This is a genomic window from Kineococcus haloalkalitolerans (genome assembly GCF_050871905.1).
Classification (GTDB): domain Bacteria; phylum Actinomycetota; class Actinomycetes; order Actinomycetales; family Kineococcaceae; genus Kineococcus.
The window spans coordinates 14,921-39,540 of record NZ_JBJLSH010000018.1 but is presented as its reverse complement, the minus strand read 5'-3'; the positions used below and the strand labels follow the sequence as shown (position 1 = coordinate 39,540).

Sequence of the window (24,620 nt, the reverse complement as noted above, 5' to 3'; positions counted from 1 at the left end):
CCTGCCTGGACCTGCCTGGACCCGCGCCTCAGCGGTGCCGGGACACCTCGTACAGCGCGATGCCCGCGGCCACCCCGGCGTTCAGCGACTCCACGGCGGCCGCCATCGGGATGCTCACCACCTGGTCGCACGTCTCGCGCACCAGCCGCGACAGGCCCGCGCCCTCGGCGCCGACCACGACCACCAGCGGGCCGTCCGCCAGCCGCAGCTCCGGCAGCTCCACGTCGCCGTCGGCGTCCAGGCCGACGACGAACAGGCCGGCCTGCTGGTACTCCTGCAGCGTGCGGGTGAGGTTCGTCGCGCGCGCCACCGGCACGCGGGCCGCCGCGCCCGCCGACGTCTTCCACGCCGAGGCCGTCATGCCCGCCGCGCGGCGCTCGGGCACCACGACGCCGTGCGCGCCGAACGCGGCCGCCGAGCGCACCACCGCGCCCAGGTTGCGCGGGTCGGTCACCCCGTCCAGGGCCACCACCAGCGGCGGCACCCCCCAGCCGGTGGCCCGCTCCAGCAGGTCGTGCGGGTGCGCGTACTTGTACGGCGGCACGGTCGCCGCCAGTCCCTGGTGCACGGCGCCGTCGGTGAAGCGGTCCAGGTCGGCGCGCGAGGCCTCCAGCAGCGGGATGCCGCGGTCGCCGGCCGCCGACAGCACCTCCTTGACGCGCTCGTCCGAGTCGATCCGGCTGGCCACGTAGACCGCCGTGATCGGCAGGCCGGCGCGCAGCGCCTCCACGAGGGAGTTGCGCCCGGCGATCCACTCGGTGTCGCCCTGGGAGGAGCGGGTCCGCCGGACCGGCGCGGTGCCCGCGGGGCGGTTCGTCGTCGCCGCCCGGTGCGCGGCGCGCGCGGCCCGCGCGGCGGCCGGGTGGCCGGTGCGCTCCGTCGCCTTCGGCGTGGGGCCCCGGCCCTCCAGCGAGCGCCGGTTCTTGCCGCCCGTGCCGCTCGTGGGGCCCTTCTTGCCCTTGCTCACCGCACCGCGGCGCTTCGAGTTGCCTGCCACTGCTACTGCCCACCCTCCAGCGACCACCGCGCACCGGTGGGCGTGTCCTCGACGACGATCCCCGCCGCCTCCAGGCCGTCGCGCACGGCGTCGGCCGTCGCGAAGTCGCGCGCCGCGCGGGCGGCCGCGCGCTCGTCCAACCGGGCGCCGACGAGCGCGTCCAGCGCGCGGCGCTCGGCGCCCGAGCCGCTCTCCTGCGACGCCCACGGCTCGGCGAGCGGGTCCAGGCCCAGCACCGCCAGCCCCGCCCGCACCTGCCCCAGGGCCCGCGCCAGCTCCGCGTCCGGCGCCCCGGCGGCCAGCGCCTGGTTGCCGCGGCGGGCCGCCTCGTGCAGGGAGGCGACCGCCGCGGGCGTGCCCAGGTCGTCGTCCATCGCCTCCGCGAAGCCCGGTGCCCACCCGGCCGGTTCCACCGCGGCGGCCCCCAGCCGCTCGGCGGCGCGGCGCACGAACCCCTCCAGCCGCGCGTAGGCGGCCTCGGCCTCGGCCAGCGAGGAGCCGGAGAACTCCAGCGCCGTGCGGTAGTGCGCCGCGACGAGGTAGTAGCGCAGCACGACCGCCCGGTGCGAGCGCAGCAGGTGCGGGATCCCCAGGACGTTGCCCAGGGACTTGCTCATCTTCTCGCCGGCCATCGTCACGAAGTGGTTGTGCAGCCAGTACCGGGCGAACCCGTCGCCGGCCGCGCGCGACTGCGCCTGCTCGTTCTCGTGGTGGGGGAAGCGCAGGTCCAGCCCGCCGCCGTGCACGTCGAACTCGGGGCCCAGGTAGCGCCCGGCCATCGCCGAGCACTCCACGTGCCAGCCGGGGCGGCCGCGCCCCCACGGGGTGTCCCACGAGGCGCTGGCCGGCTCGTCGGCCTTCGCGCCCTTCCACAGGGCGAAGTCGCGCGGGTCGCGCTTGCCGCGCGGGTCGGCGTCCGCCGCCGGCGCGAGGTCCTCCAGCCGCTGCCGGGTCAGGCTGCCGTACTCCGGCCAGGACCGGACGTCGAAGTAGACGTCGCCGGAGCCGTCCGGCGCGGGGTAGGCGTGGCCGCGCTCGACGAGCCGGGCGATCAGCTCGACCATCTCGGGCACGTGGCCGGTCGCGCGCGGCTCGACCGTCGGCGGCAGCACGCCCAGCGCGTCGTAGGCGGCGCTGAACTCCCGCTCGTAGCGGTAGGCGTGCGCCCACCACTCCACGCCCGCGTCGGCGGCCCTCGCGAGGATCTTGTCGTCGACGTCGGTGACGTTGCGCACCAGCGTGACGTCCAGCCCACCGGCGGTCAGCCAGCGGCGCAGCACGTCGAAGACGACCTGCGCGCGCGCGTGGCCCAGGTGGGGGGACCCCTGCGGCGTGGCCCCGCACACGTACACGCCCGCCCGTCCGGGCACGCGGGGCACGAACTCGCGCACCGCGCCGGTGGCGCTGTCGTACAGGTGGAGGGTCACCGGCTCAGGCTACCGGCGGCTCCCGCGCCCACCCGCCGCGCCACCTGCCGCGCCACCGCCCGCGGCACGGCTCCGGGCGGCGCGGCGCCGGGCCCGGCGACTAGGGTCCGGGCATGGCCTGGACCGTCCCCGGAGTGATCTCGCGCGCCCAGGGCGCGCCCGTCGAGACCGTCGACGTCGTCGTGCCCGACCCGGGGGCCGGCGAGGTCGTCGTCGACGTCGCCGCGTGCGGCGTCTGCCACACCGACCTGCACTACCGCGAGGGCGGCATCAGCGACGACTACCCGTTCCTGCTCGGCCACGAGGCCGCCGGCACCGTGGCCGCCGTCGGCGAGGGCGTGACCACCGTCGCCGTCGGCGACCCCGTCGTCCTCAACTGGCGCGCCGTGTGCGGGCAGTGCCGCGCCTGCAAGCGCGGACGGCCGCAGTACTGCTTCGCCACCCACAACGCCTCCCAGCCGATGACGCTGACCGACGGCACGCCGCTGTCGCCCGCGCTGGGCATCGGCGCGTTCCAGCCCAAGACGCTCGTCGCCGCCGGGCAGGCGACGAAGATCGACACGTCCGTGCTCGGGGACAGCTGGGACCCGGCCGTGGCCGGGCTGCTGGGCTGCGGCGTCATGGCCGGCATCGGCGCCGCCGTGAACACCGCCCCCGTGCAGCGCGGCGACACGGTCGCCGTCATCGGCTGCGGCGGGGTCGGCTGCGCCGCCGTCGCCGGCGCCGTCCTGGCCGGCGCCCGCCGCGTCGTCGCCGTCGACCTGGACGACCGCAAGCTGGCGTGGGCGCGGCAGCTGGGCGCCACCCACACCGTGAACTCCCGCGGGCTGGACGAGGACGGCGTCGTGGCCGCGGTGCGGGAGCTGACCGACGGCTTCGGCGCGGACGTCGTCATCGACGCCGTCGGGCGCCCGGAGACCTGGCGGCAGGCCTTCTACGCCCGCGACCTGGCCGGCACCGTCGTCCTCGTCGGCGTCCCGACGCCGCAGATGCAGCTGCAGGTGCCGCTGCTGGACGTCTTCGGCCGCGGCGGGGCGCTGAAGAGCTCCTGGTACGGCGACTGCCTGCCCGAGCGCGACTTCCCCGCGCTGCTGGAGCTGCACGCCGCCGGCCGCCTGCCCCTGGACGCCTTCGTCACCGAGCGCATCGGCCAGGGCGACGTCGAGGAGGCGTTCGCGACCATGGGCCGCGGCGAGGTGCTGCGCTCGGTGGTCGTGCTGTGAGCGCCCGCGTCGACCACCTGGTCACCTCCGGCACCTTCAGCCTCGACGGGCAGACGTTCGACGTCGACAACAACGTGTGGGTCGTCGGCGACGACCGGGAGTGCGTCGTCCTGGACGCCCCGCACGACGTGGACGCCATCGCCGCCGTCGTCGGCGACCGGCGCCTGCTGGCGGTGCTGGCCACCCACGCCCACGACGACCACGTGCGGCGCGCCCCCGAGCTGGCGCAGCGCTCCTCGACGCCGGACCACCGGGTGCCCGTGCTGCTGCACCCGGCCGACCGCGAGGTGTGGCAGCTGACCCACCCGGACGGCGTGGCGACGACCGACCTGTCGCACGGCGAGGTCGTCACCGTCGCCGGCACGGACCTGCACGTCCTGCACACCCCGGGCCACACGCCCGGCTCGGTGTGCGTGTACGCGCCGCAGCTGGGGACGGTCTTCACCGGCGACACCCTCTTCGCCGGCGGGCCCGGCGCCACGGGGCGCTCCTTCTCCGACTTCGGGACGATCATCGCCTCGATCCGCGACGTGCTGCTCGTCCTGCCGCCGGAGACCCGCGTGCTCACCGGCCACGGCGAGAGCACCACGATCGGCGACGAGGCCCCGCACCTGCAGGAGTGGGTGGACCGCGGGCACTGACCGGGCCCGGGCGGTGGCGCTGAGCCCCCGGCGGGTGGCGGGGGTGGGTGGAGCGCCCGGGGTCCTGGATAGCCGACACGGATCGTTGCTGACAGCATCCCCGCGTGAGCGACCAGCCGGACCCACCCGTGAGCGAGCAACCCGAGGGCGTCCGTTCCCCCGAACCACCACCCCGCGGCCGTCTGCGCCGCCGACCGTTCAGCGAGCAGCAGGCCCGCCTGGGCCGGATCCGCGCCGCGAAGCAGCGCGAGGTCCACGAGGAGGGCACCGAGCGGCCGCACCAGCCCCCGGAGCAGCCGCTGCCCCAGCACGTCAACGCCGGGGCCGTCCTCGGCCGGGGCATCACGGAGGCCTCCCGCTGGGCGCTGCGGCTGCTGATCCTCGGCGTGGCCGTCGCCGCGCTGATCTGGCTGCTGGCCCGCGGGTGGTCGCTGCTGCTGCCGCTGGTGCTCGCCCTGCTGCTGTCCGCCGTGCTGTGGCCCGTGGCCCACGTGCTGCGGGCGGTCATGCCGCGGGCGCTGGCCGCCCTCGTCGCCCTGCTGGCGCTGCTGGTCGCGGTCGGCGGGCTGTTCGCCGCGCTCATCCCGAACATCGCCGGGCAGACGGAGGAGATCGCCGACTCGGCCATCGCCGGTCTGGACAGCCTGCAGGGGTTCATCACCGGCCCGCCGCTGAACCTGGCCAACGACGAGATCGGGAACCTCGTCGACCAGGGCATCACCGAGCTGCAGAACAACGCCCAGAACATCGCGCTGACCGTCGTGGGCGGCGTCAGCACCGTCGGGGCCAGCATCGGCTCCGGGATCATCACCGCCGTCCTGGCGCTGGTGCTGACGTTCTTCCTGCTCTCCGGCGGCGACAAGATGCTGCCGTGGTCGCGCCGCTGGCTCGACGCCGGCACGCACAAGCACGCCGAGCAGCTCGGCGGGCGCCTGTGGCAGACCCTGCGCGGCTACATCATGTCCCAGGCGGCCGTCGCCCTCGTCGACGCCGTCTTCATCGGCCTCGGCCTGCTCATCGTCGGCGTGCCGCTGTGGCTGCCGCTGGCCGTGCTGATCTTCTTCGCCGGGTTCATCCCGATCGTCGGGGCGATCGTCACCGGGATCCTCGCGGTGCTCATCGCGCTCGTGACGCTCGGCTGGGTCCAGGCGCTGATCGTGCTCGGCATCGTCCTGCTGGTGCAGCAGCTGGAGAGCAACGTCCTGCAGCCGTTCCTCGTCGGCAGGACGCTCGCGCTGCACCCGGTCGTCGTCCTCAGCTCCGTCACGATCGGCGGCACGCTCTTCGGGATCGTCGGGGCCTTCCTGGCCGTCCCGGTCATCGCCATGATCACCGTGACGCTGCGCTACCTGCGCAGCCAGCTGGTCCCCGACCCGGACGAGACCGACCAGGCCGGTACCGCCGGCGGCGGCGAGGCGCCGGGGGCGGTCGCGACCGCGACCACCCCGGAGCAGGCCGAGGCGGCCACCGCGCCGCAGCGCGAGGAGGGGCGGCCGGTGGGGGCGGCGCCCCGCCCGGCCCCCGAGGCCTGACGGCCCGCGGCCGAGGGCGGCGCCGTGCTCGCGGGGCGTCCTCAGCCGCGCGCGACGACCAGAGCCGTGGCGAGGGCGGCGACGCCCTCGCCACGGCCGGTCAGCCCCAGCCCGTCCGTCGTGGTGCCCGCGACGGCGACGGGCGCCCCGCAGGCGGCGGACAGCGCGGCCTCGGCCTCGGCCCGCCGCGCACCAATCCTCGGCCGGTTGCCGACGACCTGCACCGACACGTTGCCGATCTCGTAGCCGGCCCCCCGCACCAGCCGCGCGGCCTCGGCGAGCAGCCGGGCACCGGAGGCGCCGGCGAACTCCGGGCGGGCCGTGCCGAAGTGGGCGCCCAGGTCCCCCAGCCCGGCGGCGGCGAACAGCGCGTCGCAGCAGGCGTGCGCGGCCACGTCGCCGTCGGAGTGCCCGGCGGGGCCGACGGGCTCGTCCGGCCACAGCAGCCCCGCGATCCAGCACGGGCGCCCCGGCACGAGCGGGTGCACGTCCAGGCCGGTGCCCACGCGGGGCAGGGCGCTCACCGCGCCGCCCGGGCGGGCACGGCCCCGCGGGCCAGGACGGCCTCGGCCAGGACGAGGTCCAGCGGGCGGGTCACCTTGAAGGCGAGGTCGTCGCCGGGGACGGTGCGCACCGGGTGGCCCAGCGCCTCGAGCATCCCCGCGTCGTCGGTGGCCGGCGCGGCCCCGGCGGCGGCCTCGTGGGCGCGCAGCAGCGGCCCGGGCGCGAAGCCCTGCGGCGTCTGCACGGCGGCCAGCTCGCGGCGGTCGACGGTCTCCACGACCACGTCGCCGGCGACCCGCTTGACGGTGTCGCTGACCGGCAGGACCGGCACGACGGCCACGGCTCCGGCACGCACGGCGGCGACCACAGCGGTGAAGACCCCGGGGGGCGTCAGGCAGCGGGCGGCGTCGTGCACGAGCACGACGTCCACGTCGGCGGGCAGCGCGGCCAGCCCGGCGCGCACCGAGTCCTGGCGCTCGCGGCCGCCCTCGACGACCCGCAGGTCGGGCAGGTCCAGACCGGCTAGCGCCGAGCGGACCACGTCGCAGCCGTCGGGCGGGGCGACGACGACGACCACGTCCACGACCCCGGAGGCGCGGGCGCGCTCCAGGGCGTGGACGAGCAGCGGGCGGCCGGCCAGGTCGACGAGCGCCTTGGGCAGGCCCAGACCGAGACGGTCGCCCCGGCCGGCGGCCGGGACGACCAGTGCGGACCTCAGGAGGCGAGGACCTCGTCGAGCAGGGACTCGGCCTTGTCCTCGTTGGTGTTCTCCGCCAGGGCCAGCTCGGAGACGAGGATCTGGCGGGCCTTCGCCAGCATGCGCTTCTCGCCGGCGGACAGGCCGCGGTCCTGGTCGCGGCGCCACAGGTCGCGCACGACCTCGGCGACCTTGACGACGTCGCCCGAGGCGAGCTTCTCCAGGTTGGCCTTGTAGCGGCGCGACCAGTTGGTCGGCTCCTCCGCGTACGGGGTGCGCAGCACCGAGAAGACCTTGTCGAGGCCCTCGCGCCCGACGACGTCGCGGACACCCACGAGGTCGACGTTCTCGGCGGGCACCTCGATCGTCAGGTCGCCCTGAGCGACCTTGAGGACCAGGTAGAGCTTGTCCTCGCCCTTGATGGTCCGGGTCTTGATCTCCTCGATCAGTGCGGCCCCGTGGTGGGGGTAGACGACCGTTTCGCCGACCGTGAAAGCCATAGAAGCAACCCCTTTCCCTGTCCCCAGGCTACCACGCCCCACCGGGCCCCGGCAGCCTCGCGCTCGGCGTTTGCGCAGGTCAGAGGCTTGCGAGGGGCCGTCCCGGGCCTTGACAGGCGTCCCCCGGCGTGCTTTCGCGCGCGTTGCACGGGGCGGCGGGTGCGCGGCGCCGCCCCGCCGCGCGCGCCACCCGTCGCGCCGGGCCGGGCGGTGGGCGTGCCGCGGGCGGTGCGGCGGGGCCCTCCCGGCGGGCGCCCGCTACCCTGTGCCACGTGAAGCACCGCCTGCACCGGCCCGCCTCCGCCGCCGCCCTCGCCGCAGCCGTCCTCGGCCTGTCGGGCTGCGCGATCTTCTCCCCGCCGACGGTGCTGCGGCCCTACAACCCCGGCGACGGGGTGCGCACGACGGTCGGCGACGTCGAGGTGCGCAACGCCCTGGTCGTGGCCGCCGACATCGACCGCCCCGGTGTCGTGTCGGTCCTCCTGGTCAACGTCGCCGACGAGGAGAACACCGTGACGGTGTCGGCCTCGGGCGCCAGCGGCACCTTCACCGTGGCCCCGGGCCAGAACCTCCAGCTCGGCGCACCGAGCGCCCCGGACGACGCCGACGACGAGGGGCTGGACACGGGCGCCGCGCCCGTCGGCTCCGGCCAGCTCCCGCCGCCGGAGCCCGCGTCCCTGGTGCTCCCGCAGGTGTCGCAGTTCCCCGGGGAGACGATCCCGGTCTCCTTCACCGTGGGGTCGGAGACCCTCGAGGTGGACGCGCCCATCGTCCTGCCCTGCTTCGAGTACGCCACCATCACGCCCACCGCGGACCCGGCGGACCCGAGCGCCACCACCGCCGAGGACGTCGAGTGCGGCCCGGCCCTGGGCGAGGAGGGCCTGCTCACCGACGAGGACATCGCCGAGGAGGAGGCCGACGGCTGAGCCGTCCCGCGCACGACGAGGGCCCGCGAGCCGACCGGCTCGCGGGCCCTCGCGCGTCGGGGGCGCTCCTCCCCCTCAGGCCTCGAACTTGTAGCCCAGCCCGCGCACCGTCACCAGGTAGCGCGGGTTCGACGGGTCCGGCTCGATCTTGGCGCGCAGCCGCTTGACGTGGACGTCGAGGGTCTTGGTGTCGCCCACGTAGTCCGAGCCCCACACGCGGTCGATCAGCTGCACGCGCGTCAGCACCCGGCCGGCGTTGCGCAGCAGCAGCTCCAGCAGCTCGAACTCCTTCAGCGGCAGCGGCACCTGCTCGCCGTGGACCGTCACCACGTGCCGGTCCACGTCCATCCGCACCGGGCCCGCCTCGACCGTGGTCTGCACCAGGTCCTCCGGCTCCGCGCCGCGGCGCAGCACCGCCCGCACGCGGGCCAGCAGCTCGCGCGAGGAGTACGGCTTGGTGACGTAGTCGTCCGCGCCGATCTCCAGGCCGACCACCTTGTCGATCTCCGAGTCCTTCGCGGTCAGCATGATCACCGGCACGCTGGAACGGGTCCGCAGCTGCCGGCACACCTCCGTGCCGGGCAGACCGGGCAGCATGAGGTCCAGGAGCACGAGGTCGGCGCCGGCCTTGTCGAACTCGTCCAGGGCGGCGGGACCGGTGTCGGTCACGGCCACGTCGTACCCCTCTCGCCGCAGCAGGTAGGACAAGGGGTCGGAGAAGGACTCCTCGTCCTCCACCACCAGGATCCGCGTCACGGACGTGCCTCCAGGGAAGGGTTCTCCGACGGGTCCGCCGGAGCGCGGGAGCCGCCGCGGGCGGAGACCCGCAGCGGTTCGTCGAGGGGGCGCGGGGCACCGGCGCCCGCGGTGCCGGGAGCCCCCGGCACCTGGCGCCCCGTCGCGTCGGGCAGGCGCAGGGTGAAGGTCGACCCCTCCCCCTCCACGCTCCACACCCGCACGTCACCGCCGTGGTTTCCGGCGACGTGCTTGACGATGGACAGGCCCAGCCCCGTGCCGCCGGTCAGGCGGGAGCGGGCCGGGTCGACGCGGTAGAAGCGCTCGAAGATGCGCTCGAGGTCGGCGGGGCTGATGCCGACGCCGCGGTCGGAGACCGCGACGTCGACCGTGCGGGCGCCCGTCTCGGCGTCCACCGTGCGCCGCACCTCCACCACGACCTTGCTGCGCTCCGGGGAGTAGGCCAGGGCGTTGTGCACGAGGTTGCGCACGGCGGTGATGACGAGCTCGCGGTCGCCCACGACCTGCGCGCCGCGCTCGCCCGCCACCACGACCACCGACTCGCGCTGCTGGCAGACGCTGCCGGTGCGGTCCACGGCCTCGGCGACCAGGGCGTCCACGTCCAGCAGCGCCGGCTCCACGATGCGTGTGCTGGCCTGCAGGCGCGACAGGTCGATGATCTCCTGCACCAGCTGGGTCAGGCGGATCGACTCCCGGCGCATCCGCTGGGAGAAGTGCCGCACCGCGTCCGGGTCGTCGGCCGCGTCCTCGACGGCCTCCGACAGCAGCGACAGGGCGCCCACGGGCGTCTTCAGCTCGTGGCTGACGTTCGCGACGAAGTCGCGGCGCACCGCCTCCACGCGACGGGCCTCGGTGCGGTCCTCCAGCAGCAGCAGCACGTGGTGCCCGCCCAGCGGGGACACCCGGGCCAGGACCACCGCCGAGGGCCGGCCCAGGCCGCCCGCCAGCTCCACCTCGGCCTCTCGGACCAGTCCGTCGCGCCGGCAGCGGCGCACCATGTCCCGCAGGTCGGGGCTGGCCAGGTCGCGGCCGGTGACCACGCCCGCCGAGTAGGCCGCGGCGCTGGCCCGGACGACCTCGTCGTCGGCGTCCAGGACCACGGCGGAGGAGCGCAGGGCGAGCAGGACGTCGCTGACGCCGGGCGGCAGTCCCGGCCGGGACGGCTCGGGTTCGGCCGCGCGCTGGGAGCGCTCGCTGATCCGGAAGGCGAGCACGGCACCGGCGCCCGTCAGCACGCCGACCACCGCGGCGATCGACGTGGACAGGTCCGCCAGCACGCTCCCAGACTATGCGGGCAGCGCAACCGCTCCCGGCCCGCCGGGACGCGGCGGGCCGCCGCGCACAGCACTGTTCACCCGCGCGGTGGCGGGCGTTCACCCCCGGCTGCGACGCTGGAGCGGGCGCGGCCGCACCGCGCCCTGCCCGCACGCCGGTGACGCAGGAGGAGACCCGTGCGCAACGTGTTCCACGACGAGCTGAACGCGCTCGTCGAGACGCTCGTGGAGATGACCCACCTCGCCGAGTCGGCGATGGGGCGGGCGACCACCGCCCTGCTGGACGCCGACCGCGAGCTGGCCGAGACCGTCATCAGCAACGACGAGGCGATCGACCGCCTGCAGCGCGACCTCGAGGAGCGCTCGCTGCAGCTGCTGGCCCGCCAGCAGCCGGTGGCCACCGACCTGCGCGTGGTCGTCACCGCGCTGCGGATGAGCAACAGCCTGGAGCGCATGGGCGACCTCGCCCGGCACGTGGCCAAGCTGGCCCGGCTGCGCCACCCCGCGAGCGTCGTGCCCGACGAGTCGCGCGCGCTCTTCCTGCAGATGGGCCAGGTCGCCGAGCGCATCGTCGCCAAGGCCGGCAGCGTCATCGCCTCGCGCGACGTGGAGCTGGCCGCGGCCATGGAGCTCGACGACGACGAGATGGACAGCCTGCACCGGCAGGTGTTCGAGATGCTGCTCTCGCGCAAGTGGCAGCACCCCACCGAGGTGGCCGTCGACCTGACCCTCCTCAGCCGGTACTACGAGCGCTACGCCGACCACGCCGTCTCGGTCGCCAAGTCGGTGATGTTCCTGGTCACGGGCTCGCACGACGCCGAGGACGGGCTCTCCCTCACCGGCTGAGCGGCGGGGGGCGGGTGCGCGGGGCCCGGTGTAGCGTGCCCGGGGTGAGGCGGCGCGGCGCGGTGCGGAGCGGCTCCCGCGCGGGGGCGGTGCTGATCGCCGCGGTCGTCGTGGTGGGAGCCACCGGCTGCGGCTCGGCCGACCCGGACTCCCCCGCCGCCCCCACCACGACGACCGCGCCCGCGAGCACGCCGGTCACCTCCTCGGCGCCGGCGGGCTCGCCGACGGCCACCACCGGCACGGACGGGGAGGGCGGCGTCGACTGCGCGGCCGCGCAGGAGGCGCAGCAGGAGCTCGACGAGGCCTACAGCGCGCAGCTGGACGAGCTGGGCATCGGCCGCGGCGACCCGCGCGCGCAGACGGTCTACGCCCTCGTGACCACGACCGAGGGCCCCGACTACTACAGCGCCCTCGCCGCGGCCGTCCCGCCGGAGCTCGCCGACGACGCGCGCCGCGTCCTGGAGTACTACGAGCAGGTGGCCGCCGCCGTCGGCGAGGTCGACTACGGCGACGGATCGCGCGACGCGCTCGCGCGCGCCGGCAACGACCTGGCCGCCGCCACCGAGGGCGTGGTCGGCGACCCGGAGACGGGCACGGCCGTGGTCCAGGCGCAGGAGCGGCTGCAGTCCGAGGTGCAGCGCGCGTGCGCGGACGGCGGCACCGCCACCCCGGAGGAGACCACCGGCGGCCAGGACGCCGACGGCGAGGAGGGCTCCGGCACGGACGGTCCCACCGACGACGGCCCCACCGGCACCGCGACGTCCTGACGCCGCCGGACCGCCGGGAGCAGCGGCCCCGGCGGTCCGTCAGCCCGGCGGTCCGTCAGCCCCGGCGTCCGCGGCGGTGCACCGAGCGCAGCACCCGGGCCACCTCCTCCGCGGCCGGTCCCTGGTCGAAGTCGCGGGCGCGGGCAGGGCCCAGCTGCGCCTTGCGGCGCAGCGGCTCCGGGTCGTCGAGGTGGCGCAGCACGGCGTCGGCGAGCGCCTGCGGGTCCTCGACGGGGACCAGGTCACCCACCTCGCCGTCGCGCAGGACGTACCGCGGGCCCGTCGGGCAGTCGGTCGCCACGACCGGCACGCCGTGGGCCAGCGCCTCCAGCAGCACCAGGCTGCCGTTGCCCTCGTAGCGCGAGGACAGCACGAACAGGTCGGCCCCGGCCAGCAGCGGCTGCGGGTCCGCCACGTGCCCGGCGAGCTCGACGTGCTCGCCCAGGCCCAGCTCGGCCACCTGCCGCTGCAGGACCTCGCGCAGCGGCCCGGCGCCGACGAGGACGAGCTCGACGTCGCGGCCGGCGGCGACCACGCGGGCCACGGCGTCCAGCAGGACGTCGAAGCCCTTCTGCTCCGCCAGGCGGCCCGCGGCCACCAGGCGGGTGCGCCCGGACGCCGAGCGCACCGGTCCGCCGGCGTCGCGGACCCGCTGCAGCGTCGCCTCGACGTCGATGCCGATGGCCGCGGTGTGGATGCGGTCGGCGGGCAGGCCCGCGCGGCGCACCTCCTCCACCAGGCCCGGGGAGACGCACACGGCGGCGTCGACGCGGCGGTGCACCGCCGACAGCAGCGGCCGCAGGGCCGCCGGGGTCCAGGCGGCCACGGCGCGCGGCAGCGAGTTCTGCACCAGCACCACGAACGGGGTGCGGGTGACCCGGGCCGCGGCCCAGCCGACGAGGAGGTTGTAGCCGACCTCGCTGCCGCTGACGACGACGTCGGCCCGCCGCGCGTGGCGCAGCGCGCCGAGGACGACGGGCACGACCGCGCTGCGGAAGCGGCGGACCTTGCCGCTGGCGAAGCGGACGTCCAGCCCCGGGTCCGGCTGCAGCAGCGGGACCGTGGGCGCCACCGTCTCCAGGACGAGGAAGCGCACGCGCGCGCCGGCGGCCTGCCAGCGGCGGGCGAGGTCGTGGCTGACCCGCAGCCCGCCGTTGTCGCGCAGCGCGCCCTCGACCACCAGGATCCGCGGGCCCGGCCCGCGCACCGGCCGGTCCGCGGCCGGCACCGTCTCCGTCGCGCTCACCGCGCCTCCCCCCTCGTCGCCCCTCGTCCCCCGGACACCGGTCAGCGGCCCTGGTTGGCCACCGCGGCCACCGCGGCCGCGGCGGCCTCGGGGTCGAGGTAGCGCCCGCCCGGCTCCAGCGGCCGCAGGTCCTCGTCCAGCCGGTACACCAGCGGGATGCCGGTCGGGATGTTCAGGCCGGCGATGTCCTCGTCGGAGACGCCGTCGAGGTGCTTGACGAGGGCGCGCAGGGAGTTCCCGTGCGCGGCCAGCAGGGTCACCCGCCCCGCGCGCAGGTCCGGCACCACCGACTGCTCCCAGTACGGCAGCATCCGGGCGACGACGTCGGCCAGGCACTCGGTGCGGGGCATCTCGCCGGCGCCGAGCGCCGCGTAGCGGGGGTCGCCGTCCTGGGAGAACTCCGAGCCGGCCTGGATCTCCGGCGGCGGGGTGTCGTAGGAGCGGCGCCAGAGCATGAACTGCTCCTCGCCGAACTCGGCGAGGGTCTGCTTCTTGTCCTTGCCCTGCAGGGCGCCGTAGTGGCGCTCGTTGAGGCGCCAGGAACGGCGCACGTCGATCCAGTGCCGGTCGGCGGCGTCGAGGGCCAGGTGCGCCGTGGTGATCGCGCGGCGCAGCACCGAGGTGTGCACGACGTCGGGCAGCACCCCGGCCTCGACCATCAGCCGCCCGCCGCGGACGGCCTCGGCGCGGCCCTTCTCCGAGAGCGCGACGTCGACCCAGCCGGTGAACAGGTTCAGGGCGTTCCACTCGCTCTCGCCGTGGCGGAGCAGGACGAGCGTGTGCGGAGCGTCGGTCATGCCCCCGACCCTAGCGGCCGGACCCCCGGCGGTTGCCCCCGTGCACCGGTCGCGTCCACCCGGACGGGTGGCGCGCCGCCCTCAGGGCTGCCGGCGGCCGGCGGCGGCCCGCGCGTACACCTCCAGCGTCGCCGCCGCGGTGGCGTCCCAGCCGAAGCCGGCGGCGCGCTCGACGCCGCGCGCGGCCAGCAGCGCGCGGCGGGCCGGGTCGTCCAGCAGCCCGCCGAGCGCGGCGGCCCAGCGGGCGGGCTCGTGACCGTCGACGAGCAGGCCGCTGCGCCCGTCCTCCACGGCCGTGGGCAGCCCGCCCACCGCGGCCGCCACCACCGGCGTCGCGCAGGCCTGCGCCTCCAGCGCCACCAGCCCGAACGTCTCGTTGTACGAGGGCACGGCCACCAGGTCGGCGGCCCGGTAGTGGTCGGCCAGCTCCGCGCGCCCGACCGGCGGGCGCACCTGCACCACGTCCTGCAGGCCGAGGGAGGCGACGAGGTCCTGCAGGGCGCGCGGGGTGCGGGTGCCGCTGCCGCTGGGACCGCCCAGGACGACGACGCGCAGCCGCTCGCGCCGGCGCGGCTGCGCCCGCAGCAGCTCCGCCGCCGCGCGCACGAGCAGGTCCGGGGCCTTCAGCGGCTGGATGCGCCCGACGAACAGCAGCAGCTCGGCGTCGGCGGGCAGGCCGAGGCGGGCGCGGGCCGCGGCACGCCCGTCGGCCGGGGCGAAGGTCGCCAGGTCCACGCCGGGGGCGACGACGTCGACGCGGTCGGGGTCCGCGCCGTACAGGCCCAGGAGGTCGTCGCGCTCGCCGTCGGTGTTGGCGACCAGCCGGTCGGCGGCGTCGACGACCTGCTGCTCGCCGATGACCCGCCCCTCCGGCTCGGGGGTGTCGCCGTCGGCCAGGTGGGCGTTCTTGACCCGCGCCATCGTGTGCATCGAGTGCACCAGCGGCACGTCCCAGCGGTCGGCGACCAGCCAGCCCACCTGGCCGGACAGCCAGTAGTGGGTGTGCACGACGTCGTAGTGGCGCTCGGCGTGCCGGGCCTCGGCGCGCAGCACGCCGGCCGTGAAGGCGCACAGCTGCCCGGGCAGGTCCTCCTTGCCCAGGCCCTCGTAGGGCCCGGCCGCCACGTGGCGCACCCGCACGCCGGGCGCGGCCTCCACGACCGCCGGCTGCTCGGAGGAGGTGCGGCGGGTGAACACCTCGACCTCCACGCCCCGGCGGGCCAGCTGGGCGGCCAGCTCGACCACGTACACGTTCATGCCGCCGGCGTCGCCGGTGCCCGGCTGCTCGAGCGGTGAGGTGTGCACCGACACCAGCGCGACCCGCCGCAGACCCACGCGTCCTCCCGTCCCGCGACCCGCCCGCGGACGCGGGTGGGTACCGTCGCCGGGTGTCCCGCCGCACCGGCGGCGGCCCACGGCCCGCCGAAGAGTGTCCACCCAGCACCCCCGCCGCACCGCGCGCAGGGGTCCGCCGGGCGGCCGGGTGAGCCCGCGGGCGGGTTCGGGGACGGCCTCGCGGGCGGCTCCGCGCACCGCGGTGGTGGGCACCGTCACCCGCGGCACGACGGGCACCGACCGGCTGCGGCGCGTGGAGCGCTGGCTGGCGCAGGTGCAGGGCCGGCGGCTGCGCGCGGCGGCCGACCCGCTGGTCGTCGACCTCGGCTACGGCGCGCGGCCGTGGACGGTGACCGACCTGCAGCGCTGGCTGCGCCGGGTGCGCCCGGACGTGCGGGTCGTCGGCCTGGAGGTGGCCCCCGAGCGGGTGGAAGCCGCCCGCGCCGCGCTGGCCGGCGTGCCCGGCGCCCCCGAGTTCGCCCACGGCGGGTTCGAGCTGGCCGTGCCCGGCGGCGGCGACCCGGTCCTCGTGCGGGCCTTCAACGTGCTGCGCCAGTACCCGGAGGCCGAGGTCGCGGCGGCCTGGGAGCTGCTGCGCTCGCGGCTGGCGCCGGGCGGGCTGGCCGTGGACGGCACGTGCGACGAGCTGGGGCGCCGCGCCGCGTGGGTGGCGCTGGAGCGCGAGGCGGGCGCCGTCTCGCTGACCGTCTCGGTGCGGCTGGCGGGCCTGCCGGCGCCGTCGGCCGTCGCCGAGCGGCTGCCCAAGGCGCTCATCCACCGCAACGTGCCCGGCGAGGGCGTGCACGACCTGCTGCGCGACGCGGACGCGGCGTGGGCGCGGGCGGCGCCGCTGGGCACGTTCGGCGCCCGGCAGCGCTGGATCGCCACCTGCCGCGACCTCGCGCAGCGCTGGCCGGTGCTGGACTCCCCCGCCCGCTGGCGGCTGGGCGAGCTGACGGTGGCGTGGGAGGCGGTGCGGTGAGCGCGCCCGGGCGTCGTCCCACCATCCGCGACATCGCGCTGGCCGCGGGGGTGTCGAAGGCGTCGGTGTCCTACGCGCTCAACGGCGGGCCGGGGGTGTCGGCCGCCACCCGCGAGCGGGTGCTGGCGGTGGCCGCGCAGCTGGGCTGGCGGCCCAGCGCAGCGGCCCGCTCCCTCTCGCACGCCCGCGCCCACGCCGTCGGCCTGGCCGTGGCCCGCGACGTGCGGCTGCTGGGCGAGGAGCCGTACTACATGCGGTTCATCTCCGGGATGGAGGCCGTCCTGGCGGCCGAGGGCACGTCGCTGCTGCTGACGGTCGTGCCGGACGTGGGCACGGCCGTGGACGTGCTGCGCACCTGGTGGGCCGAGCGGCGCGTGGACGGCGTGGTGCTCACCGACCTGCTCGTCGACGACCCCCGGCTGGCCGCGGTACGCGAGGTGGGCGTGCCGTGCGTGCTGCGCGGCGGGCCGGGCGACGTGCGCGGGCCGCAGGTGGCCGCGGCCCCCGAGGACCACCGGCAGGCGTTCACCGACGTCGTGGAGCACCTGCTGGAGCGCGGGCACCGGCGCCTGGCCCGGGTCAGCGGCCCGCCCTCGTTCGCGCACACCCGCCGCCGCGACGAGGCGTGGGCACGGGTCACGGCCCGGCTGGTGGGGCGCGCCGAGCCGGTCGTGGCCGCCGACTACTCCGGGGCGGGCGGGGTGGCCGCCGTCCGCGAGCTGCTCGCGCGCGAGCACCCGCCGACGGCCGTGGTGTTCGACAACGACGTCATGGCGGCCACCGTGGTGGCCGAGCGCGCGGCCCTGGGGGTCTCGGTGCCCGGCGACCTGGCCGTGGTCGCCGGCGACGACTCGCTGCTGTGCCGGCTGGCCACCCCGGCGATCACGTCGCTGCGCCGCGACGTGGTGGCCGACGGGGCGGTCTCGGCGCGCCTGCTGCTGGACCTGCTGGCCGGGCGCGACCCCGGCCCCGCCGGCCCGGGCACGCGCGACCTCGTCGTGCGCGCGAGCACCTGAACGGGTGCTCGGACCGGGCGCCCTCAGACCTCCAGCAGCAGCGTCACGGGCCCGTCGTTGACCGACTCGACCGCCATGTCGGCGCCGAAGCGGCCGGTGGCCACGGGGACGCCGCGCCCGCGCAGGTCCGCCACGACGGCCTCCACGAGGGGTTCGGCGACGGGACCGGGCGCGGCGGCGCTCCACGTCGGGCGCCGCCCCCTGCGGGCGTCGCCGTAGAGGGTGAACTGGCTGACGAGGAGGACGCCGGCACCGGTCTCGGCCACCGACCGCTCCCCGCGCAGCACGCGCAGCTCGGCGACCTTGCGGGCCAGCTGCGCGACCTGGGCGGGACCGTCGTCGTGGGTGACGCCGACGAGGACGAGCAGACCGGGCCCGGCCAGCTCCCCGACCACCTCGCCGTCGACCCGCACGGCCGCCGAGGTGACGCGCTGGACCACCGCTCTCACGGCCGGCTCCGGGGACGGGCCGACCGGGTGAACGGGGCGGGACGATCCGGTGACGACCGTACGATCGCCGGGTGCACGTGCCCGTGGTCGTCCCGCTGGTCCTGCTCGCGCTGGCGGTGTGCGCCGTGGGCGCGCTGGCGCGACCGCGCTGGGACGGCGGGCTGCTGCTGGGGCTGCTGGCGGCCGTGTGGACGCGCGTCAACGGGCCCGTGGAGGGCCGCGTCCTGCACACGTGGTCGCCCGGGCGCGGTTTCACCGAGGCGGACCTGCTGGCCGTGGCCGCCCTGGTGCTGGCGGCCGTGACGCTGCTGCGCTGCCTGCTGCGGGTCCTGCGCCCGGCGCGGGCCGGCTCCCGGCCGCGTCCGGCCGGCGCGGCGGCGCGGCGCGCTGCCGCCGGTCACCAGGGGCCGTAGGGGCCCGAACCGGTCCCGCGGCGCGGCCCGCGCCGGCCGCCGTACTGGCGCACGGCCGGGCGCACGTCGGCCAGGTAGACCGCCGCGGCGACGACGGCGACGATGCCGAGCAGCCCCGGCATGCCGGCCGTGCCGACGGACAGCGGCAGGGACACGAACGCGATGGCCGCGGCGACCGCGACGATCGCCACCCAGAACGTCTTGGTGCGCTTGCCGGCGGCCGTGTAGGCGGCCGCGCTGTGCCGCAGCGCGTCCACGAGCGCCCACACCGTCAGGCCGAACGCCGCGAGGCTGATGACGAGCAGGATGCCGCTCTGGACGCTGCCGATGAGGTTGGTCACCACACCGGATCCTACGAGCGGGGACCGCCGCGCGTTCCGCGCGCGCGGCGGCGCTCACCCGCGCGGGCGGTCCCGGCGGGCCGCGTCAGGGGCGGGAGGTGCGCAGCGCGTCCTCGACGGACACGAGGCCCTCGCGGTAGCGGCGGGTGACCTCCTCGGTGCAGGCGTCCATGACCTCCTGCACGCGGTGCCGGTCCCCGGACAGCTCGTGCTCCAGGGCCAGCAGGCGCTCGCGCGCGCCGGCCAGCTGCTCGTCGTCCATCGCGGTCAGGTCGGACAGGTGCGGGTCGGCCACGGCCAGCTCGGCGCGGCGGCGGTGCTCGCCGACGCGGCTGGGCTCCACGGAGGTGAAGCGGCCCATGCCGTGGTGGGTGCGGCGGGGGTCGGCGAGGACGTCGGTGAGGGCGGCGACCAGCTCGGCGTCGGAGCGGGCGGCGGGCACGTCGACGGCGCCGTCGACGCCCTGGCGGCGCTCGCCCTCGGCGCGCAGGAGGTCCAGGCGGCCCTGCAGCAGGCGCCGGGCGTAGGACAGGTCGGCCTCCTCCTGCTCGGCGAGGTCGCGCCGCGCGCGCAGCTCGTCGAGGGGCAGCTCGCCCAGTCCCTCCAGGAACTCCGGGGCCAGCACCCGGTCGAGGGCCCGGCGGCCGCCCTGCTGGTACCCGCTGTGCTCGACCATCGCGGCCTCCTGCCGTCGTCGTCCTCCGGGCACGGCCCGGTCGTCGCTGGCAGCGATCCCACCACGACCGAGCGTGTCCGTCGAGCCTGACGCACCGGCCGGTCGCCCGCGAGGCGCTCGCGAGGGGCTCGCCGAACCTCAGGGAGCGACGACGACCTCCTGCGCGGCCGCCAGGCGCGCGCCGGACGCGGCCAGCGCGGACAGCTGCGCGTCGACCGGCAGGGAGCGCTTGACCACCGCGAGCGCCACGGGGCCCAGCTCGTGGTGGCGCGCGGCCGTCGTGACGGTCCCGACGCGCTTGTCGCCCAGGACGACGTCATCGCCGTGCGCCGGCAGGTCGTGGGTGGAGCCGTCCAGGTGCAGCAGGACGAGGCGGCGCGGCGGGCGGCCCAGGTTGTGCACCTTGGCGACGGTCTCCTGCCCCCGGTAGCAGCCCTTGTGCAGGTGCACGGCGGTGCGCAGCCAGTCCAGCTCGTGCGGGATGGTCCGCTCGTCGGTCTCGCGGCCCCAGCGCGGGCGCCACGCCTCCACCCGCAGGGCCTCGGTCGCCCAGGTGCCGGCCAGGCGCCGGCCGGCGACCCGGGCCGGCAGCTCCGCGCGCGGGACGAGCACCTCGCGCCAGGCGCGGTCGCGGCCGGGGTGGTCCAGCGTGGCGACGGCCGCGTAGCTGGCGGTGTCGGCGCTGCCGCCCTCGGCCAGCGGCGTGGCGCCGGGCCACGGGTCCACCCACACCGGCCCGGGACCGTCCGCGGACGCCTCGCGGGAGGGCTCGCCGAGCACCGCCCAGTCGGCGGTGACGTCCGCGACCTCGACGCGCAGCGTGAAGCGCATGCGGTCCAGCCAGGCGCCCAGCGCGACCTGCGCGCCGGGCTCGGTGGTGATCCACACCGCCTCGCCGTCGTCGACGAGGTGCAGGTCGTGCTCGACGCGGCCGGTGGGGCTGAGCAGGAGGCTCTCGGTGCTGTCGCCGGGCGCCAGGGACGTCAGGGACTGCGTGGTGAGGCTGTGCAGCCAGCTGAGCCGGTCGGGTCCGGCGACGCGCAGGACGCCGCGGTGGGACAGGTCGGCCACGGCCTCGCCGCGCACCAGGGCGCGCTGCTCGCCGACGGGGTCGCCGTAGTGCCAGGCGACGCCGGCGTCCAGGCCCTCGGCGGCGACCGCGCCGGGGGCGGCGAGCAGCGGCGAGGCGGGCGCGGGGACGGTGGCGGGGGTGCTGGGGGTGGCGGTGGTCACGGGACCTCCACGGGCTCGGGCGCCGGGGCGGGGCCGGTGGCCCGCTCCCCGGCGCGGCAGGTGCGGCAGGTGCCGCGCAGGGCGAGGTGGTGGGTGTCGAGCGCGAAGCCGGTGCGGTCCGCGAGCTCGCGGGCCAGCGGCCCGGCCAGGGAGGAGGGGGCGGCCCCCACGTCGCCGCAGCGGTCGCACACCAGGTGCACGTGGCCGCCGTGCTCGAGGGCGGAGAAGGACGGGGAGCGACGGTCGAGCTGGGTGCGGGCCACGAGCCCGACGTCCTCGAGCACGGCCAGCGCGCGGTAGACCGTGGACGGGTCGACCGCCGCACCGCCGGGGACCGCGCCGAGGTGGGCGGAGACCTCCTCGGCCGTGGCGTGCCCCAGGGCGCGGACCGCGGTGAGCACGCGCTCGCGCTGGGGGGTCACCCGCAGCCCGCGGGCGTGCAGGGCGGTCCCGAGCTCGTCGCGGCCCCCCGCGCCGTCCCGCCCCACCACGTCCACCGGGCCTCCAGCTCCTCCGGGTCCTGCGCTCAGCCGACCCGCTTGAGCCGCGCGGAGGCGTAGCTGCGCAGCGGGTGACCGCCCAGGACGGCGTCGTGCGCCCACAGCAGGTCGCCCTCGACGAGCCCGTACAGGCGGCTGCCGGCGGTGTACTCGTGGGCGGAGGAGGTGCGGACCACGGCGTCGGTGCTCAGCTCCACGCGCGGGCCGGTGGCCGTGCCGACGTAGACCTCGACGACACCGGTGGGGTGGGCCAGGACGACCTCGAGCGGCACGGGCGCGGGCCCGTCGCCGGCCGCGGTGCCGACCGGCCCCGGGCGCCAGAACCCGGTCTCGACGTCGAGCGGGTCGGTGGTGGCGCCGGCCTCGTCGAGTGCCCAGGTGGTGGAGGTGTAGCTGAGGAAGTCGCGGCCGTCGTGGGAGAACTCCACGACCTGCCCGAAGCGGGTGTCGCCCTCACCGCGGGCGGGGTGGCCGAGGACGCCGGCGCCCTCCCAGCGGCCCAGCAGCCAGGACAGGGGGACGAGCGGCAGCGGCGTGTCGGCGCGCAGGGGGACGGGCACGGTCAGCGCTGGCCCTTGAACAGGCGGTACACCACGTAGACCGAGAACCACGCGATCGTGATGGACGCCAGGATCAGCAGGACCAGGAAGAAGATCTCGATGGCTTGCGTGCTCACCCCCGCGAGCCTACCGGCGGCCGGGGCGCCCGCCGCCCGGGCGTGGGCCGGCTCACGCGCGGCGGGGCGCCGGGCGGGCGGCGGTTCAGCCGATGACGAGCCGGCCCACGACGTAGGCGCCGGCCCCGGCGAGGGCGACGGGGGCGGCGGCCACGGCCAGCGAGGCCTGCACCGTGCGGCCGGTGGGGGTGCGCGCGGCGTGCGCGCGCCACCCGGCGGTCAGCAGGCCCGCGCCGAGGCCCGTGAGGACGCCGGTGACCGTCCAGTCCGTCTGCGAGGTGCCCACGCCGGCGCCGGCGAGGTCGACCAGGAGGCTGACCAGCCACCCGGTCGCCGCGCCCGCGAGCAGGCTCAGCGGCCCGGCCACGCGCAGCGGCCAAGGGCCGGCGCACACCAGCGCCGCCGCGGCCACGGCCGCGAGGACGACCACCGCCAGCCCGGGCCCGGCGAAGGTGGAGGGGACCACGACCCACGAGGCGGCGAGCACCGCGCACGCCTGGCCGGTGACCGTGCCGGTGACGGACTCCACCAGGCGCGGGCGCCCGTCGGTGCGCAGGAGCTGGTGGACGAAGGCCACGAGCAGCGCGAGCGCCGCCACCCCGGGCAGGGAGGCCAGGGTGCCGCTGCCGACGGCGTCGTCGGGCCGCACGAGCGACAGGCTCGTGCCGTGGGTGCCGACGAGGGCGGCCGCGGGGGCGGCCAGCGCGGCCAGCGCCACGACGAGGGCCGAGCCGCGCCGGGCGGGCAGCTCCAGCAGCTCCGCCCAGCCGGCGGCCAGCAGGAGGCCGACGACGGCGACGGCCAGGGCCAGCAGCAGCGGCGGGCCGAAGGCGGCGACGGCGACGACGACGGCCAGGGCCGCCGTCGTCGCCGCGGTCGCCGAGGTCGTCACGCACGGCATCCTCGCACCCCCGTCCGGGGACCCGGACGACCCCGCGGGAGCCCGGACCGGGGCGCAGCGCGACAGGAGCGGGCCGGTCGGGGTCACCGGCCGTCCCCCCGCCGTTATCCTGGGGTTCCCCGCGGGACGCTCGCGCGAGGCCCGACCGGACTGGGAGGCAGGACAGCGGGTGGCTCAGATCCTGGTGCTGACGAACGCGCTCACGCCCTCCACGGAGGTCCTGCCCGCCCTCGGCCTGCTCCCGCACACCGTGCGCGTGCTGCCCGCCGAGGCCTCGGTGCTGGTGGACGAGCCCGCCTCCGACGCGGTCCTCGTCGACGGCCGCCGGGAGCTGGCCGCGGCGCGCTCGCTGTGCCGGCTGCTGCGCACGACGGGCCTGTCCCAGCCGCTGCTGCTGGTGCTCACCGAGGGCGGCATGGCCGCGGTGGCCGCCGACTGGGGCGCGGACGACGTCCTGCTCGACACGTGCGGCCCGGCCGAGCTGGAGGCGCGGCTGCGGCTGGCCGCGGGGCGCTCGCGCCGGCCCGCGGAGGAGGCCGACGGCGTCCCGCAGCACGAGATCCGCGCCGGGGACGTCGTCATCGACGAGGCGGCCTACTCCGCGCGGGTCCGCGGCCGGCAGCTGGACCTGACGTACAAGGAGTTCGAGCTGCTCAAGCACCTGGCGCAGCACCCGGGCCGCGTGTTCACCCGCGCCCAGCTGCTGCAGGAGGTGTGGGGCTACGACTACTTCGGCGGCACGCGGACGGTCGACGTCCACGTGCGGCGGCTGCGGGCGAAGCTGGGCCCGGAGCACGAGGGCGCCATCGGCACCGTGCGCAACGTCGGCTACCGCTTCGTCACCAGCGGTCGCGACGAGGACGGGCTGGACCTGGTGGAGGAGGCGGAGCGGGTGCCCGACCAGGCCGGGCCGGCGAGCGGCGGCTCACCCGGCCGCTCGCCCGAGGGCGCGGCCCCGCGCCCGCTGCGGGCCCCGCGCGCGTGAGCGCGCCCGGCCCGCGCGCCGGCGCGCAGGAGCTGGTGCGCAGCGAGGGCGCGCTGCCCGCGGGGGTCGCGGCGGCGGTGCGGGCGCTGGCGGCCGCGGCATCGGCGGCGGACGGGGCGAGCGCCCTCAGCGAGGACGCCCTGCTGCGGCTGGACGCGGCTCCGGACGGTGTGACGCACCTGGTCACCGCCGAGCGCGCGGCCGACGGTGCCGCGGCCGGGTACGCGCAGCTGGCGGCCGCGGGGGACGGGTCGGTCGGCGGCGAGCTGCTGGTGCACCCGTCGGTGCGCCGGCGGGGCACGGGGCGGCGGCTGCTGGCGGCCGTGCGAGCGGCCGCGGGAGGCGCGCCCGTGGCGCTGTGGTCGCACGGGGACACCCCCGGCGCGGCGGCGCTGGCCCGCGCGGACGGCTGGCGCCGGGCCAGGGAGCTGTGGCGGATGGAGCGGCCGGCCGCGGGGCTGGCGGAGCTGGTGGAGCCGGAGCTGCCCACGGGCACGGCCGTGCGCGCCTTCGTCCCCGGCCAGGACGACGCGGCGTGGGTCGCGGTGAACGCAGCGGCCTTCGCCGACCACCCCGAGCAGGGCCGCTGGACGGTCGAGGACCTGCGGCTGCGGCTGGCGGAGCCGTGGTTCGACCCGCGGCTGCTGCTGCTGGCGACCGGCGCCGACGGCGGCCTGCTGGCCTCCTGCTGGATGAAGGTGGCGCCGGGTCCCGCCGGTGCTCCGGTGGGCGAGCTGTACGTGCTGGGGGTGGCGCCGTCGGCCGCGGGCCGCGGGCTGGGCCGCGCGCTGCTGGTGCGCGGGCTGCGGGCCGTCGTGGCCGGCTCCCCGGCGCCGGACGTGGTGGAGCTGTACGTCGACGCCGGCAACGTCCCGGCGGTGCGCCTGTACCGGCGGCTGGGCTTCGAGCGCGCCGCGGTGGACGTGCAGTACGCCCTGCCCTGACCCCTGCCTGCCCTCGTCCACGGACCCGTCCACCCG

At 77.4% G+C, this 24,620-nt stretch carries 28 protein-coding genes; 11 read left to right on the top strand and 17 right to left on the bottom strand.

What is annotated here, in order from left to right; all coding sequences use genetic code 11:
* Positions 1-28: 28 nt before the first annotated feature.
* Both rlmB and cysS read right to left on the bottom strand, forming a co-directional pair.
* Positions 29-997, bottom strand: coding sequence for a 23S rRNA (guanosine(2251)-2'-O)-methyltransferase RlmB (gene rlmB, locus ACRYMY_RS09115; RefSeq protein WP_432546944.1), 969 nt, complete (start codon positions 995-997; stop codon positions 29-31).
* A gap of 2 nt (positions 998-999) precedes the next feature.
* Complete coding sequence (cysS, locus tag ACRYMY_RS09110) at positions 1,000-2,424, bottom strand: cysteine--tRNA ligase (protein WP_432546943.1); 1,425 nt, start codon at positions 2,422-2,424, stop codon at positions 1,000-1,002.
* Positions 2,425-2,537: 113 nt separating this feature from the next.
* Here cysS and ACRYMY_RS09105 point away from each other — a divergent pair, with 113 nt between their 5' ends.
* From ACRYMY_RS09105 to ACRYMY_RS09095, 3 genes are all read left to right on the top strand, one after another.
* On the top strand, positions 2,538-3,647 hold the full coding sequence (locus ACRYMY_RS09105) for an S-(hydroxymethyl)mycothiol dehydrogenase (RefSeq protein ID WP_432546942.1): 1,110 nt from the start codon (positions 2,538-2,540) through the stop codon (positions 3,645-3,647).
* A complete protein-coding gene (locus tag ACRYMY_RS09100; protein ID WP_432546941.1) occupies positions 3,644-4,288 on the top strand; it encodes an MBL fold metallo-hydrolase in 645 nt (214 codons plus the stop codon). Before ACRYMY_RS09105 ends, ACRYMY_RS09100 begins: the two co-directional genes overlap by 4 nt.
* A gap of 128 nt (positions 4,289-4,416) precedes the next feature.
* A complete protein-coding gene (locus ACRYMY_RS09095; RefSeq protein WP_432546940.1) occupies positions 4,417-5,820 on the top strand; it encodes an AI-2E family transporter in 1,404 nt (467 codons plus the stop codon).
* 41 nt (positions 5,821-5,861) lie between these two features.
* Here ACRYMY_RS09095 and ispF read toward each other — a convergent pair whose 3' ends face one another.
* Genes ispF through ACRYMY_RS09080 form a run of 3 tightly spaced genes read right to left on the bottom strand, consistent with a single transcriptional unit; the run spans position 5,862 to position 7,521 of the window.
* Positions 5,862-6,344: a 2-C-methyl-D-erythritol 2,4-cyclodiphosphate synthase gene (gene ispF, locus ACRYMY_RS09090; protein ID WP_432546939.1), complete on the bottom strand. Its 483-nt coding sequence runs from the start codon at positions 6,342-6,344 to the stop codon at positions 5,862-5,864.
* Entirely contained in the window at positions 6,341-7,042 is a 702-nt protein-coding gene (gene ispD, locus ACRYMY_RS09085; protein WP_432546987.1) for a 2-C-methyl-D-erythritol 4-phosphate cytidylyltransferase, read from the bottom strand. Before ispD ends, ispF begins: the two co-directional genes overlap by 4 nt.
* A complete protein-coding gene (locus ACRYMY_RS09080; protein ID WP_369055541.1) occupies positions 7,039-7,521 on the bottom strand; it encodes a CarD family transcriptional regulator in 483 nt (160 codons plus the stop codon). The genes ispD and ACRYMY_RS09080 overlap by 4 nt, the downstream gene beginning before the upstream one ends.
* A 272-nt stretch (positions 7,522-7,793) precedes the next feature.
* On the opposite strand from ACRYMY_RS09080, the gene ACRYMY_RS09075 reads away from it, so the two are divergent.
* A complete protein-coding gene (locus tag ACRYMY_RS09075; protein ID WP_432546938.1) occupies positions 7,794-8,447 on the top strand; it encodes a hypothetical protein in 654 nt (217 codons plus the stop codon).
* A gap of 75 nt (positions 8,448-8,522) precedes the next feature.
* Here ACRYMY_RS09075 and ACRYMY_RS09070 read toward each other — a convergent pair whose 3' ends face one another.
* Positions 8,523-9,203 (bottom strand): winged helix-turn-helix domain-containing protein, encoded by a 681-nt coding sequence (locus ACRYMY_RS09070; protein WP_369055539.1) that lies wholly within the window; start codon positions 9,201-9,203, stop codon positions 8,523-8,525.
* Positions 9,200-10,480 carry a sensor histidine kinase gene (locus ACRYMY_RS09065; RefSeq protein WP_432546937.1) on the bottom strand — a complete coding sequence of 427 codons (1,281 nt, stop codon included), beginning with the start codon at positions 10,478-10,480 and terminating at the stop codon, positions 9,200-9,202. The genes ACRYMY_RS09070 and ACRYMY_RS09065 overlap by 4 nt, the downstream gene beginning before the upstream one ends.
* A gap of 174 nt (positions 10,481-10,654) precedes the next feature.
* Between ACRYMY_RS09065 and phoU the strand changes: the two genes are divergently transcribed.
* Both phoU and ACRYMY_RS09055 read left to right on the top strand, forming a co-directional pair.
* Positions 10,655-11,323: a phosphate signaling complex protein PhoU gene (gene phoU, locus ACRYMY_RS09060; protein WP_432546936.1), complete on the top strand. Its 669-nt coding sequence runs from the start codon at positions 10,655-10,657 to the stop codon at positions 11,321-11,323.
* A 44-nt stretch (positions 11,324-11,367) separates the two neighbouring features.
* Positions 11,368-12,090 carry a hypothetical protein gene (locus ACRYMY_RS09055; protein ID WP_432546935.1) on the top strand — a complete coding sequence of 241 codons (723 nt, stop codon included), beginning with the start codon at positions 11,368-11,370 and terminating at the stop codon, positions 12,088-12,090.
* Positions 12,091-12,145: 55 nt separating this feature from the next.
* Here ACRYMY_RS09055 and ACRYMY_RS09050 read toward each other — a convergent pair whose 3' ends face one another.
* The 3 genes from ACRYMY_RS09050 to mshA all read right to left on the bottom strand — a co-directional run bounded on the left by ACRYMY_RS09050 (position 12,146) and on the right by mshA (position 15,462).
* Positions 12,146-13,336, bottom strand: coding sequence for a glycosyltransferase (locus ACRYMY_RS09050; RefSeq protein WP_432546934.1), 1,191 nt, complete (start codon positions 13,334-13,336; stop codon positions 12,146-12,148).
* Between the two features lie 41 nt (positions 13,337-13,377).
* On the bottom strand, positions 13,378-14,133 hold the full coding sequence (locus ACRYMY_RS09045; RefSeq protein WP_432546933.1) for a phosphoglyceromutase: 756 nt from the start codon (positions 14,131-14,133) through the stop codon (positions 13,378-13,380).
* An 81-nt stretch (positions 14,134-14,214) separates the two neighbouring features.
* The gene (gene mshA, locus ACRYMY_RS09040; protein ID WP_432546986.1) at positions 14,215-15,462 is read right to left on the bottom strand and encodes a D-inositol-3-phosphate glycosyltransferase; all 1,248 of its coding nucleotides are present in this window, start codon (positions 15,460-15,462) and stop codon (positions 14,215-14,217) included.
* A gap of 211 nt (positions 15,463-15,673) precedes the next feature.
* On the opposite strand from mshA, the gene ACRYMY_RS09035 reads away from it, so the two are divergent.
* Positions 15,674-16,450, top strand: a complete 777-nt coding sequence (locus ACRYMY_RS09035) for a class I SAM-dependent methyltransferase (RefSeq protein ID WP_432546932.1) — start codon at positions 15,674-15,676, stop codon at positions 16,448-16,450.
* Positions 16,447-17,466, top strand: a complete 1,020-nt coding sequence (locus ACRYMY_RS09030) for a LacI family DNA-binding transcriptional regulator (protein ID WP_432546931.1) — start codon at positions 16,447-16,449, stop codon at positions 17,464-17,466. The genes ACRYMY_RS09035 and ACRYMY_RS09030 overlap by 4 nt, the downstream gene beginning before the upstream one ends.
* Before the next feature lie 23 nt (positions 17,467-17,489).
* Here the strand turns inward: ACRYMY_RS09030 and dtd are convergent, their stop codons facing one another.
* Positions 17,490-17,915: a D-aminoacyl-tRNA deacylase gene (gene dtd, locus ACRYMY_RS09025; RefSeq protein WP_432546930.1), complete on the bottom strand. Its 426-nt coding sequence runs from the start codon at positions 17,913-17,915 to the stop codon at positions 17,490-17,492.
* 71 nt (positions 17,916-17,986) lie between these two features.
* On the opposite strand from dtd, the gene ACRYMY_RS09020 reads away from it, so the two are divergent.
* Positions 17,987-18,328 (top strand): hypothetical protein, encoded by a 342-nt coding sequence (locus tag ACRYMY_RS09020; RefSeq protein ID WP_432546929.1) that lies wholly within the window; start codon positions 17,987-17,989, stop codon positions 18,326-18,328.
* Here ACRYMY_RS09020 and ACRYMY_RS09015 read toward each other — a convergent pair.
* From ACRYMY_RS09015 to ACRYMY_RS08990, 6 genes are all read right to left on the bottom strand, one after another.
* Positions 18,313-18,669, bottom strand: coding sequence for a DUF2516 family protein (locus ACRYMY_RS09015; protein ID WP_432546928.1), 357 nt, complete (start codon positions 18,667-18,669; stop codon positions 18,313-18,315). The genes ACRYMY_RS09020 and ACRYMY_RS09015 overlap by 16 nt on opposite strands.
* Before the next feature lie 85 nt (positions 18,670-18,754).
* The gene (locus ACRYMY_RS09010; RefSeq protein ID WP_432546927.1) at positions 18,755-19,345 is read right to left on the bottom strand and encodes an RsiG family protein; all 591 of its coding nucleotides are present in this window, start codon (positions 19,343-19,345) and stop codon (positions 18,755-18,757) included.
* A 138-nt stretch (positions 19,346-19,483) separates the two neighbouring features.
* On the bottom strand, positions 19,484-20,578 hold the full coding sequence (ygfZ, locus tag ACRYMY_RS09005) for a CAF17-like 4Fe-4S cluster assembly/insertion protein YgfZ (protein WP_432546926.1): 1,095 nt from the start codon (positions 20,576-20,578) through the stop codon (positions 19,484-19,486).
* Entirely contained in the window at positions 20,575-21,075 is a 501-nt protein-coding gene (locus ACRYMY_RS09000; protein ID WP_432546925.1) for a Fur family transcriptional regulator, read from the bottom strand. The genes ygfZ and ACRYMY_RS09000 overlap by 4 nt, the downstream gene beginning before the upstream one ends.
* A 29-nt stretch (positions 21,076-21,104) precedes the next feature.
* Positions 21,105-21,638 carry a nitrobindin family protein gene (locus ACRYMY_RS08995; RefSeq protein WP_432546924.1) on the bottom strand — a complete coding sequence of 178 codons (534 nt, stop codon included), beginning with the start codon at positions 21,636-21,638 and terminating at the stop codon, positions 21,105-21,107.
* A gap of 201 nt (positions 21,639-21,839) precedes the next feature.
* The gene (locus ACRYMY_RS08990; protein ID WP_432546923.1) at positions 21,840-22,646 is read right to left on the bottom strand and encodes a hypothetical protein; all 807 of its coding nucleotides are present in this window, start codon (positions 22,644-22,646) and stop codon (positions 21,840-21,842) included.
* A gap of 178 nt (positions 22,647-22,824) precedes the next feature.
* On the opposite strand from ACRYMY_RS08990, the gene ACRYMY_RS08985 reads away from it, so the two are divergent.
* Together ACRYMY_RS08985 and mshD are read left to right on the top strand one after the other, a co-directional pair.
* The gene (locus tag ACRYMY_RS08985) at positions 22,825-23,640 is read left to right on the top strand and encodes a winged helix-turn-helix transcriptional regulator (protein ID WP_432546922.1); all 816 of its coding nucleotides are present in this window, start codon (positions 22,825-22,827) and stop codon (positions 23,638-23,640) included.
* Positions 23,637-24,584: a mycothiol synthase gene (gene mshD, locus ACRYMY_RS08980; RefSeq protein ID WP_432546921.1), complete on the top strand. Its 948-nt coding sequence runs from the start codon at positions 23,637-23,639 to the stop codon at positions 24,582-24,584. The genes ACRYMY_RS08985 and mshD overlap by 4 nt, the downstream gene beginning before the upstream one ends.
* Positions 24,585-24,620: the final 36 nt, after the last annotated feature.